This window comes from Tenacibaculum gallaicum (assembly GCF_003387615.1).
Taxonomy (GTDB): domain Bacteria; phylum Bacteroidota; class Bacteroidia; order Flavobacteriales; family Flavobacteriaceae; genus Polaribacter; species Polaribacter gallaicus.
The window spans coordinates 290,331-302,176 of sequence record NZ_QUNS01000004.1 but is presented as its reverse complement, the minus strand read 5'-3'; the positions used below and the strand labels follow the sequence as shown (position 1 = coordinate 302,176).

Here is an 11,846-nt window from a genome sequence, read left to right as displayed (position 1 = left end):
CCTAAATTGTAATCACACTGTGTACGCTTCTTCTTGGATACATTGTTTTTCATAAAATAAGTCTAAATTGTGTAAACTTATTTCAGGACGAGACATACTAACTAAAAAAAGGAATACTTAAGTATCCCTTTTTTTTTACATAGATTCCTCAATCTATTAGTATTGCCCCCCGACAAATATTTTAATATATACTGTTATTAATTTTCTTTTTTTAAAGAGCTACTCATAACGGTTATGGAAGAATAGCTCTCAACTAACCAAACTAATTAATTTATTTTATTACTATGAATGAAACAAATACACTACAAATATATATTTAGATAGCAATGTGCTTTAGTATAATTCGATGAATGGATTGTTTTAATCGTTAAGTGGAAGTGTTTTTGTAGATAAACCTTATTTGTTTAAAAAGTAATATGTTGATATGCGCCAATATCAGGAGAAGTGTTTCTATCAATACCTAAAATATCTTCAGAAACAGCGGAAGGTTGTGCTTTATTAATGGCATCACTATTTTCACCAATGATAAACTCGTTTTTAGTAACATCTTTAAAGTCAGATTCACCGTTTAAAATGTTGTTTTGATAATGTGAAGTATCATCAAAATTCAATTCATTATTATCAGTAAATGAATTATTAAAATCATCAAATTTGATTAAACAGTTTTCAACCATGTAGTTAAAAGTTGTTCCGTCAATTCTATCAAGAATAAACTCTACATTGTTATTTCCTTCAATAATGCAATTAATAAAGTTAGTATTTACTAAATCATTAATTTCTGTAACTTCTTGGTTGTTATCGTTAGAATAAGTAATGTGGTTATTTATTAAAACTGTAGGTAATTGACGAATACTGCTATTCCAAAAATTAGCAAAAGTAGAGTGTATAAAACTATATTTTCCTCCAAAAGTACAAGCTAATGAAGATTGTCCTGAACTACCAATTACTAAGTTTTCTCCTTCAATATGAGTATTTCTACCTAAAACGCCATAATTTGAATTATTATATATCTCGGTGTTTTTTATAGTTAGCGTAGGAGAGGATGCGTTTTGCCCGTCAACTAAAAGACCAACAGTTCCATTTTTAATTTGAATGTGATTTAACTCGTTATTGTAACTCCCTTCACGTATCCAAATAGCTCCCCATTGTCCTGGTATTTCACCAAACTGATGCTCTAGTCGGTCACCTTCAAAAACAATTTTTTCATCTAAGGTTCCATTGGCTTTAAGGTTAGCGTCTTTATCAATAATCAATCCAGAATTGTTGTGAAAGTGAATTTTAGCTCCTGCTTCAATTGTTAGTGTTTTACTAGAAGGTACTGCTGCATAACCGTAAATAACATACGACTTTTCACTAGTAAAAGCGAGCTCTTCATCAGTTAAAAAACGACCTTGAATCTCGGTTTCTTTGCCGTCAATAATTAATGTTTCAATACCCGAACTGTTTTTAGAAGGAAAAATAAAATGCGCATCTTGTACCAAGGTAACCAAATCTACATCTTGTTGATTTTCTCCATTATCGAACAATATTTTATCAGTGTATAAGGGATTGGTTACTGTATTAACATTAATAGTGGTTTCTATAAAAATATAGATGCTGTCATTTGCTAAAATATCAATGTTATTGAAACTGTCACCAGCTAATCCATCTACATTCAATCGGTAATTTGAAGTATTTCCATTTTCCAATTTGATTTCTGGAATTGTAATAGTTTTACTACTCTTATTGTATACTTTTAAGTTATAAGTAGCAGAACCTATGTTGCTAAAAACAGTGTCTAGAAATACGGTGTCTTTTGAAAACTGTAACTTCCCATAACTAGGTACTGTAGTGAAATCTTTTCTACAAGACATTACAATAATAGATAAAATAAGCGCTAGTATTATGGGAAGGGTATTTTTCATGATTTTAGGTAGTAGATTATTGTTTGATTAATTCTATTTCGAATAATTTTCCCCAATGTTTTCCAGTTACGAACAAACGATTGTTTTCAGTATCATATGCAATACCATTTAGTACATCGTCTTGAGGCTCTATAGTTTGATCTTTAGCAACAATATCTCTTAATCCATTTAAGTTAGCTACACCTTCAACAACACCAGTTTCTGGATTGATAATAACTATTGAATTTTGTTGCCATTTATTAGCATAAACTTTACCATCAATAAGTTCAATTTCATTTAAATTATCAACAGGGTATTTGTTTGTGTATACTTGAACACTTCTTTTTTCTTGCTGATTATTTGCGTCTAAAAACCAAATTTTGTTGCTTCCATCCGTTTTAATAAGCTCAGAACCGTTGTGTGTTAATCCCCAACCTTGATTGCTATTGGTGTAATTAAAGCTCCCAAGTTGCTTAAATGTTTCAAGATCGTATATAAAACCTTTACGAGCATGCCATGTCAACCAATAAATTTTATTCTTAAAAATGGTCATTCCTTCTCCAAAGTACTTCTTATCTAAATCTACCTTTTGTAAAACTTTTCCAGTTTCTAATTCTACTTTTCGTAAAGTAGACTCTCCATTACGCCCTGTACTTTCGTATAAATAACCATTCTTATACTCTAAGCCTTGAGTGTAGGCTCCTTTATCATGCGGATAAATATTTACAATTTTATAAGAATACACAGACGGAGCTTCTTTCGCTAATATCTCAATAGAGTTGTTTAGTTTTTTTGATTTGTTTGGGTAAAAAGCCAACGCAGTAACAGCATGTTTTCCTACACCAAAATCAGCAGTATTTATAGTAATACTTGTTTCGTTAGTATTTACACGTTTGTTGTTTACGTAAAGTTGTACAGAATCTATCTGTTCACCTTTAAGTTGTTCAAACTTAATAGCAGCTTTTTTACCTAAAGTAGTTTTTTTGGTAGTATTTAATTTAAATTTGTAATTAGTTTCGCTACAAGATGTTACAAGTAAAGTAGTTAATCCTAAAGTTAAAAGTTTATAAAAACGCATATATAAAATGTTATTTTCTGTAGTTTATAAAGATGTTGTACAAATTAAAGCAAATTATTTGTTTGCAAATTAAAAAAAAGGGTTAAATTTGCACCCTCAAATAGCCATTGCAGGTTTTTGATATATGAAACAACTATAAAGCATTACCAACTTTATAATTTTTTCAACAAAAATAAAAGATTTTAAATTTACAAGAGATGAAAAAAGGTATACATCCAGAAAATTATAGAATGGTAGCGTTCAAAGACATGTCTAATGGAGATGTTTTTTTAACACGTTCAACTGCTAATACAAAAGAAACTTTAGAAGTAGAAGGAGTTGAGTATCCATTAATTAAATTAGAAATTTCAAGAACTTCACATCCTTTCTACACTGGTAAGTCTAAGTTAGTAGATACTGCAGGACGTATTGATAAGTTCAAAAACAAATACTCGAAATTCAAGAAGTAATTTTAAGTATTTTAAATATAAAAGAAAGCTCTGGCTATATGTCAGGGCTTTTTTTATGCTAAAATTGTATTTTTGTCAGAAAAATAAAAGAAATGAGAGATACTATCTTATCTGTTATTATTGCAATTAATATTTTATGTGGTGTGTTAGTTTATTTCATGCCAGATATGGGGAATTATATTTTGTTAACTGTTGCTTCAGTAGTAACTTTATTAGCAATATATGATGCTTTTATTCAAAAAGAGCACTCATTAATGCGTGCATTCCCTGTAATTGCACGCTTACGTTGGGTATTTGAAGAAGAGCGAGAAAAAATTCAACAGTATTTTATTGAAGATGATTTAAGCGGAAAACCTATTAACCGTGAGAAAAGGAGTATAGTTTACCAACGATCAAAAAAAGAAATTGAAACAGTTCCTTTTGGTACACAACACAATGTATATGCAAAAGGATATGAATTTGTAAAACATTCATTATTTCCTAAAGACCATCATCATATTAGTGGGGAAAGAGTACTCATAGGCTCAGATAAGTGTACACAAAAGTATAACTCCTCTATAATTAACATTTCTGCAATGTCGTTTGGTTCGTTAAGTAAAAATGCAATTATGGCATTAAATCAAGGAGCAAAAATGGGAGGATTTGCTCATAACACAGGTGAAGGAGGGGTTTCTCCTTACCATTTACAAGGTGGAGATTTAATTTTTCAAGTAGGAACAGGCTATTTTGGAGCAGGAAAAAGTGTAAATGGGAAACGAGTTTTTAATGCTGAGATTTTTAAGAAGAATGCAGTAAGACCAGAGGTGAAAATGGTTGAAATAAAGCTTTCTCAGGGAGCTAAACCTGGTCATGGAGGAATTCTTCCAGCAAAAAAGAATACAAAAGAAATTGCTGAAATCCGTTCTGTAGAGCCTTTTACACGAGTAGATTCGCCACCAGGGCATGATGCTTTTTCTAATTTTGATGAAATGGTTGCATTTATTCAACAAGTAAGAGAGTTGTCAGGAGGGAAGCCAATAGGAATTAAATTTTGTGTTGGGGATAATGATGAAATTGAAGCGATGATTAAAGCATTTGCTGATGCAAATAATTATCCTGATTATATAGCTGTTGATGGAGGTGAAGGAGGAACAGGTTCAGCACCTTTAGAATTCTCAAACTACATTGGTACACCGTTATTAGAAGGATTGTCTTTTGTAAATAAAAAACTAAAAAAATACGGGTTAAGAGACCAAATAAGAATCATTGCAAGTGGAAAAGCTATTGATGCTTTTGACGTGATTAAATACTTAGCGTTAGGCGCTGATGCCATAGGAATGGCTCGTAGCTTTATGTTGAGTTTGGGATGTATTCAGGCACGTGAATGTAATTTAGACACTTGTCCTGTAGGTGTAGCAACACAAGAAAAAGACCTGGTAAAGGCTTTGGTAGTTAAGTATAAGAATATGCGTGTAAAAAATTACCACAATAAAACCATTAGTGCAATTAAAGAAATGGTTGCAGCTATGGGGAAAGAATCAATTGAAGATATTGAACCAAAACACATTTTCAGAAGAAATACGAGAGGAGAAATAACTTCATTAGATGAAATTTACTACGTTAAAGAAAAGGTTTTTATAAGTTAAGAATAGAATATTAGTTAATTGGATACTACAGTAAAAATTAATTCAAAAACATATAAATTACAACGTTACCCTAAGACTTCTGACAAAAGTTTAAGAGCTTGGAGTAACGCTGAACTCTTAGCGTTAGATTATATAGCTGAAAAAGAGATAGACCACTTACATCTTTTTAATGACCGTTTTGGAGTATGGAATTGTGTTTTTCAGAATAAAAAGATTACGACTGTTTGGACGTATGCTAGTCAGCAAAAAGCAATTCGTCAAAACTTAAAGTTGAATAATTTTTCTACAGAAATTGATTTTAAAACTCCGCTTGATGATTTACAGAATGTAGAAATAGCTTTGATTAAAACTCCAAAGTCATTAGAATTATTTGAATTGTTTTTACAACAAATTCATACAGTTTCTAATAAAAAAACAGAAGTTGTTTGCGGATTTATGACTAAGTATTTTTCTCCTTCTTTTATAAGGGTTGCAGAACAATATTTTGAAGAAGTTACTCAGTCAAAAGCATGGAAAAAAGTAAGGTTACTTATTTTAAAAACACCTAAAAAGGAATTTCAAAAGAAAAACCTAATCAACACTATTCAGTGGAAAGACAAAGCTTTACAACAATATTACGGTGTGTTTTCTTCTGGAAGTGTAGATATAGGAACACAATTTTTTTTAGAAAACTTAGTAGTTGACTCTAGAGAGTTAAAAGTATTAGATGTAGCTTCGGGAAATGGTATTATTGCTTATGAAGTAGTGGAGCAAAATCCAAAAGCAGAAGTAACTTTGTTAGATGATTTTAATTTAGCTATTGAGTCATCTAAAATTAACTTAGAAGGAAAAAAAGCAGAATTTTTATGCGATGATACCCTAGAGGGGTTAAAAGAAAATTCTTTCGACTTAGTAGTATCGAATCCTCCTTTTCATTTCGAGTATGAGAATAATATTGAGATAGCACTTAATCTTTTTAAAGGAATAGAAAATTGTTTAAAAAACAAAGGGAGGTTTTTGTTAGTAGCTAATTCCCATTTGAATTATAGTACGCACCTAACAAAGCTTTTTTCTTCGGTAAGTGTGTTACAACAAAATAAAAAGTTTCAAATAATAGAATGTATAAAAAAACGCTAAGAATTTTCTTAGCGTTTTCTGTTTGATTTGTAAACTTTAATACTACCAATAATATGATAAACCGAACATTAAATCAGTTGAGTTTATATTAAACTGAAATGAATCAGATTCTCTGTCAGGAAAACTACTTTCATCTTGGTCTGTTTTAGAATAACCTAAGCTACCTATATTAGCTTCTAAGGCGATGTTTTTGTTTAAAAAATAAGTAAGTCCAGGTCTTATCCCTACAAAATATTGGTTGGTGCTTCTTTCGTATGGAGTAGAATTAATATTGCTTGAATAATCAGAATAACTATAACTAAACTCTCCTTGTAACGAAATAGTTAATTTCTTTCCAAGTGGAAAGTGTTTTTTGATGTAAGGAAAGATTTTGTAGGAGTTACCTTTTCCAATTTCACTCCCTGATTCACTTTTTGAATATCCATATCCTACACCTAAACCTATAATTAAGTTGTCGTTAATAGTATATCCTACTTTAGGAGAGAAGTTAAAGTTAAAATATTTAGAAGTTTCAGGAGAACCTTCAAATTCATTACTATTATGTCCTATGGAAAAATTAGCACTAGTATACCACGTACCTTTTTCAATAGTTAATTTTTCTTTTTTTTCTTGTCCATAAGCAAAAGACAATGCAAGTAGCATTGTGCTTAATAATAATTTCTTCATAATTAAATTTTCTTTTAAAGCAATCAAAAGTACTTGTCTTAAATTAATAAAAGGTTAGCTTAATGAAAAATCATAGGAAAATTCCTCTTCAATAATCTGTTCTGTACAATTTTTTAAATCGTTTACAAATTCATCAATCTGAGTTTTTGTTACGTTAGGCATACAAATAACATGAGAAATGCTTCCTTCAGTAGCTAACTGCCATTTATCTTTAATACTTTGTGGAGTTTTTGGTAATACCACAGTAATTGCATTCGGGTTTCTCCAAGCATTTACTCCGATTTTTTGTAATTCAGCTTCGCAATATTCGGCCACAGCTAAACTATGTTGGTAACGTTGTTGTAAACCCTCAACACCTAATTGCTTTAAGGCATACCACAAGAATAAAGGAGAATGTCCGTTACGAGAGCCTGTAATAGTAGTGTCAAAAGAACCGATGTACGAAATTCCTTTAGCAATTCTATCTCTATTTGATCTTTTAGCCATCAATACTCCAGTAGGTATCGGTGAACCAATAAATTTATGTCCACTGATAGAAATACTGTCAGCACCATCCATAAAATCAAAAGGAAGACGAGGTTGCATAAATGGTCCAAAAGATCCTGCTAAGGCAGCATCGCAGTGAATATAATGATCTTGAATAGCTAAATTGTGTAAAATATCCTTGATTTTAGCAATATCATCTTTAGCTTCTTTCATAGTAGTACCAAAAGTAGCCAATACAATTACTGGTTTATGGCGGTTCATACGAACAGTATTTTCAAAATCTTCATAATCCATCTCACCATTTTCTTGCGATTTAATTACAATACTAGGAATGTTTAACAAATGAATGTTTTTGCGAACACTGTAATGAGTAGACTCTGAATAATATACCATAGCCTTCGGAAACAATTCACGAGCAATGTATAAACCATAGAGGTTGCTTTCTGAGCCACCATTGGTAACATATCCCCAAAAGTCTTTTGGGTTTGCTCTAAATAGTTTTGCGAAAAATGCAATAACCTCACGTTCCATTTCATGGGTACGTACACGATAAGTACCTTGTTCGAAAGGATCACCAAGGTTGTTAATTGGATATTGAAAAAACTTATTTAATTCTGAATAATCAAAGTCTTTTGATACAGGATACCCTAAAAAAGTATCGCGAGCAGAAGCTAATTCTTCTTGTAATTTATCTAGTTTTTGCTGATTTTCTAATGATAATTTTCCCTCGTTAACCATAGTATTAAATTTAAGCAAGCAAAAGTAAACGAAGTAATATTATTTATCAGGTATAGGTTTAGTATTTAGATTATTTTTCTAATTTAATTGTTGTAGTAGATAAATAATCTATTAACGGTTTTTTATAGGAAGAAAAGAAGATATATTTTAGGAACGATATATAGATTAGAATTAATAAAAAAGCTCATCTAATTAGATGAGCTTTTAAACTTTATAATTTAAACTTGGTTAGACCTTATTCTGCGGCTTTATCAACCACAACACGATTCTCACGATTCGCAACTTCCCAAGCGGTATGGAAAACTAAACGAGCTCTATTCTCTAACATTTCGTAATTGATTTTGTCAGGAGTATCAGTTGGTCTGTGATAGTCGGCATGTGTTCCATTAAAATAAAAAATAATTGGAATGTTGTGCTTAGCAAAATTATAATGGTCAGAACGATAATAAAAACGATTTGGGTCGTTATCATCGTTGTATTTATAATCTAAATCGATGTTTGTATACTTTTTGTTCATCGCTTCAGAGATATTGTGTAATTCAGTACTTAATTTATCAGAACCAATTAAGTACACGTAATTTGGATTTCCTTTATGACGGTCGTCAACTCTACCAATCATATCAATATTTAAATCAGCAACAGTATTTGCTAATGGGAAAATAGGGTTTTCTGTATAATATTTAGATCCTAATAAACCTTTTTCTTCACCAGTAACATGTAAGAATAAAATAGAACGCTTAGGGCCTTTGCCAGCATCAGCAGCTTGTTTAAAAGCTTCAGCAATTTCTAAAATGGCTACAGTTCCTGATCCGTCATCATCTGCACCGTTATAAATTTCTCCATTTTTAACTCCTTCGTGGTCTAAGTGAGCAGAAATAACTAAAATTTCATCTGGTTTTTCCGTTCCTTTGATAAAAGCAACAACATTTTCAGAATCTTTTAATGTCATTCCTCTACGGTTGTTACTTAAGTATTGAGAAGGTACTTTTTGAAAGTAATCATTACCACCTAAAGGAGATGCGATTCCTTGACTAACATAAAAATCTTTTAAATACTTTACCGCTTTCTTTTGTCCAGGTTCACCAGTATTTCTTCCTTCAAATTCATCTGAAGCATAGATGAATAGGTGTTTACCTAAATCTTTTGCAGTAATGGTTTTTGCATATTTTGCAGCTTGGTCTGTGGTTACGTCATTATCTGTATTTGCAGTTTCTTTACTTGAACCACATGCTACCAGTGCAATTGCACTAGCCATATAAAGTAATTTTTTCATCAATAATTAAGGTTTGTTTAGTTTGATTAGCTTCAAAAGTAACAAAATGTTACTGTCATTCAAATTTAATTTTTCTTGATAACGAATTGTTCTAATGTTTTGTTAAAACTTATTAATTCTTTTGGAAAAAGTTCTTCAAAAGCATTCTGAGCAATTAATTCTTGTGAAGTACCAGTGTATAATTGCTTTTCAGAAAGGAGTATGAATTCATCAGCAAGTTGAATAGCTAAATTTACTTCGTGAGTAGAAATAATAATAGTTTTTCCTGTGTTCTCTACAAGTTTTTTTAATAAAGAAAATACTTTAAATGTGTGATGAATGTCTAAGTGAGCTGTAGGTTCATCTAAAATGATGATTTCGGTATCTTGAGCTAAAGCACGAGCAATAAGTACACGTTGTAATTGACCATCACTTAATTCATAAAAACGTTTGTCTTTTAAATGTGTGATTTCAGTTTGTTCAATTGCCCAGAGAATTTTTTTTAAATGATCTTGAGTTAGTTTGTCAATCCAATTGGTGTATGGTTGGCGCCCTAAAGCTACCAATTCAAAAACGGTTAGCTGACTTAACGGTAAACGTTCAGTTAATACTAAACTTAGCGTAGTTGACAATTCTTGATTCGTATAAGATGAAAGTTCTTTTTGATTGATTTTTACAAAACCTTTTAAAGGTTTTTGAACTTTAGAAATAGTACGTAGTAGAGTTGATTTTCCTATTCCGTTTTTACCTAATAAAGCAACAAATCTTCCTTTTTCAATAGCTAAATCAATGTTTGAAGCAATAACGGTTTGTTGCTTTTTTGATTGATACCCTATAGAAAGGCTTTCTGTTTGTAAGACGATATTTTTTTCTTGTTGCTTGATGTTTATCCGTTTAATTATTTATAAAGCTTTTAGTAACTCTATGCTATACATATATTTTTTTCTTCCTTATCAATAACCAAATAACAACAGGTGCTCCAAATAATGAGGTTATTGCGTTAATAGGTAAAGTAAATTCACTTGTGGGTAATTGTGCTATACTGTCACAAATTAATAAAATAATTGCTCCTATTAAAGCAACGGCAGGTAACAAAATTTTATGATTTGATGTAGAGAAAATCATTTTAGCAATATGCGGAACAGCTAGTCCAACAAAAGCTATAGGCCCCGAGAAAGCAGTAATTACACCTGTAAGAATACTTGTAATTAATAAAATAATGTTTCTGCTTTTTTTGATATTAATTCCTAAGCTTTTTGCATAGTTTTCACCTAATAAGAAACTGTTTAAAGGTTTTATTACAGAGAATGTTCCAAGAACTCCGATAAGATAAATAACTCCAAAAACAGAAAGTTCAGTCCAAGTTAAATTTCCAAGACTTCCAAAACTCCAAAACAAATATTGTTGTATTTGTTCGGCTTCACTAAAAAAAGCTAATACACTAATAACTGCAGATGTTAAGGAGCCAAACATTAATCCAATAATTAAAATAGACATCGTATTACGAACTCTATTTGCAGCTATAATAACAGCTGATAACACTAAGAAAGACCCTGCACTAGCAGCAATAGCTAACGCCCAGTTTGAATATATAGCTACTAGAAAAAAACCTCCAAAAACACTTGAGCCTAAAATGAGTAGTGCTACACCAAGGCTTGCACCAGAGGATATACCTAGTACAAAAGGACCAGCAAGTGGGTTTCTAAATAATGTTTGCATTAATAAACCACTTATTGATAATCCTGATCCTACCAACATAGCAGTAATTGATTTGGGTAAACGGTAGTTAACGATGATAGTTTCCCAGCTATCTTTTGCTACAGGATTGCCAAATAAGGAATTAAAAATTTCTTGAAAAGGGATGGAAACTGAACCTAAACTAATGTTTAGCAGTAAAAAAAGAATCAGTAAAACCGATAAAAGCAAAAAATGCGCTGTGTATGTTTTTGATAAATTCAACTAGTTAATTGATTTTAAAAATATTACCAACTGTTGAATAGCTAATCCTCTGTGGCTAATTTTATTTTTTTCTTCTGAAGTCATTTCTGCAAATGATTTGTTGTACCCCTCAGGCTGAAAAATAGGATCATATCCAAAGCCTTGCTCGCCTTGTTTAGAGGTTAAAATACTCCCTTTGCAGACTCCATCAAATAAAAATTGTTTTCCTTTTAAGTTTAAACAAATAGAAGTTCTAAATTGAGCATTTCTATTAGTTTTATTATTTAATGCTGTTAATAGTTTTTGCATGTTGTTTTCTGCATTAGTAGGTTCACCTGCATAACGAGCAGAGTATACACCAGGCTCTCCGTTTAAAGTATCAACTTCTAAACCTGTATCGTCTGCAAAACAATTATATCCAAATTTTTCAGTAATGTAATTTGCTTTAATTTGAGCATTACCTTCTAAGGTAGTAGCAGTTTCTTCAATATCATCAAAGCAACTGATATCTTTTAAAGAAAGTAGTTCAATAGAACTGGGCAGCATTTTTTGTACTTCAGTAAGTTTATTTAGATTATTGGTAGCAAAAACTAGTTTCATGTATTGAAAATTAAC

General features: G+C 31.1%; 11 protein-coding genes. 3 read left to right on the top strand and 8 right to left on the bottom strand.

The features are described 5' to 3' along the window. Positions 1 to 404 precede the first annotated feature (404 nt). Both C7448_RS10165 and C7448_RS10160 read right to left on the bottom strand, forming a co-directional pair. The gene (locus C7448_RS10165) at positions 405 to 1,904 is read right to left on the bottom strand and encodes a hypothetical protein (RefSeq protein WP_115901259.1); all 1,500 of its coding nucleotides are present in this window, start codon (positions 1,902 to 1,904) and stop codon (positions 405 to 407) included. A 16-nt stretch (positions 1,905 to 1,920) separates the two neighbouring features. Beyond that, positions 1,921 to 2,961 carry a glutaminyl-peptide cyclotransferase gene (locus C7448_RS10160; protein ID WP_115901258.1) on the bottom strand — a complete coding sequence of 347 codons (1,041 nt, stop codon included), beginning with the start codon at positions 2,959 to 2,961 and terminating at the stop codon, positions 1,921 to 1,923. A gap of 197 nt (positions 2,962 to 3,158) precedes the next feature. Between C7448_RS10160 and C7448_RS10155 the strand changes: the two genes are divergently transcribed. From C7448_RS10155 to C7448_RS10145, 3 genes are all read left to right on the top strand, one after another. After that, positions 3,159 to 3,410 (top strand): type B 50S ribosomal protein L31, encoded by a 252-nt coding sequence (locus tag C7448_RS10155; RefSeq protein WP_115901257.1) that lies wholly within the window; start codon positions 3,159 to 3,161, stop codon positions 3,408 to 3,410. A 92-nt stretch (positions 3,411 to 3,502) separates the two neighbouring features. After that, the gene (locus tag C7448_RS10150; protein ID WP_115901256.1) at positions 3,503 to 5,035 is read left to right on the top strand and encodes an FMN-binding glutamate synthase family protein; all 1,533 of its coding nucleotides are present in this window, start codon (positions 3,503 to 3,505) and stop codon (positions 5,033 to 5,035) included. 18 nt (positions 5,036 to 5,053) lie between these two features. Then, positions 5,054 to 6,151 (top strand): methyltransferase, encoded by a 1,098-nt coding sequence (locus C7448_RS10145; RefSeq protein WP_115901255.1) that lies wholly within the window; start codon positions 5,054 to 5,056, stop codon positions 6,149 to 6,151. A gap of 42 nt (positions 6,152 to 6,193) precedes the next feature. Here the strand turns inward: C7448_RS10145 and C7448_RS10140 are convergent, their stop codons facing one another. The 6 genes from C7448_RS10140 to C7448_RS10115 form a co-directional block, all read right to left on the bottom strand. Beyond that, positions 6,194 to 6,817: an outer membrane beta-barrel protein gene (locus C7448_RS10140; RefSeq protein ID WP_147300524.1), complete on the bottom strand. Its 624-nt coding sequence runs from the start codon at positions 6,815 to 6,817 to the stop codon at positions 6,194 to 6,196. Positions 6,818 to 6,871: 54 nt separating this feature from the next. After that, positions 6,872 to 8,041 (bottom strand): histidine decarboxylase, encoded by a 1,170-nt coding sequence (locus C7448_RS10135; RefSeq protein ID WP_115901253.1) that lies wholly within the window; start codon positions 8,039 to 8,041, stop codon positions 6,872 to 6,874. A gap of 235 nt (positions 8,042 to 8,276) precedes the next feature. Beyond that, on the bottom strand, positions 8,277 to 9,314 hold the full coding sequence (locus C7448_RS10130; protein ID WP_211321907.1) for a M28 family metallopeptidase: 1,038 nt from the start codon (positions 9,312 to 9,314) through the stop codon (positions 8,277 to 8,279). Between the two features lie 65 nt (positions 9,315 to 9,379). After that, positions 9,380 to 10,084, bottom strand: a complete 705-nt coding sequence (locus tag C7448_RS10125; RefSeq protein WP_317124710.1) for an ABC transporter ATP-binding protein — start codon at positions 10,082 to 10,084, stop codon at positions 9,380 to 9,382. A 136-nt stretch (positions 10,085 to 10,220) separates the two neighbouring features. Then, on the bottom strand, positions 10,221 to 11,252 hold the full coding sequence (locus C7448_RS10120) for a FecCD family ABC transporter permease (protein ID WP_115901250.1): 1,032 nt from the start codon (positions 11,250 to 11,252) through the stop codon (positions 10,221 to 10,223). Next, positions 11,253 to 11,831 (bottom strand): non-canonical purine NTP diphosphatase, encoded by a 579-nt coding sequence (locus C7448_RS10115; RefSeq protein WP_115901249.1) that lies wholly within the window; start codon positions 11,829 to 11,831, stop codon positions 11,253 to 11,255. Positions 11,832 to 11,846: the final 15 nt, after the last annotated feature.

Excerpts from the sequence above, each read along its gene's own strand:
- C7448_RS10165 (WP_115901259.1), bottom strand. The coding sequence starts at position 1,904 with ATGAAAAATACCCTTCCCATAATACTAGCGCTTATTTTATCTATTATT.
- C7448_RS10160 (WP_115901258.1), bottom strand. The coding sequence starts at position 2,961 with ATGCGTTTTTATAAACTTTTAACTTTAGGATTAACTACTTTACTTGTA.
- C7448_RS10155 (WP_115901257.1), top strand. The coding sequence starts at position 3,159 with ATGAAAAAAGGTATACATCCAGAAAATTATAGAATGGTAGCGTTCAAA.
- C7448_RS10150 (WP_115901256.1), top strand. The coding sequence starts at position 3,503 with ATGAGAGATACTATCTTATCTGTTATTATTGCAATTAATATTTTATGT.
- C7448_RS10140 (WP_147300524.1), bottom strand. The coding sequence starts at position 6,817 with ATGAAGAAATTATTATTAAGCACAATGCTACTTGCATTGTCTTTTGCT.
- C7448_RS10135 (WP_115901253.1), bottom strand. The coding sequence starts at position 8,041 with ATGGTTAACGAGGGAAAATTATCATTAGAAAATCAGCAAAAACTAGAT.
- C7448_RS10130 (WP_211321907.1), bottom strand. The coding sequence starts at position 9,314 with ATGAAAAAATTACTTTATATGGCTAGTGCAATTGCACTGGTAGCATGT.
- C7448_RS10115 (WP_115901249.1), bottom strand. The coding sequence starts at position 11,831 with ATGAAACTAGTTTTTGCTACCAATAATCTAAATAAACTTACTGAAGTA.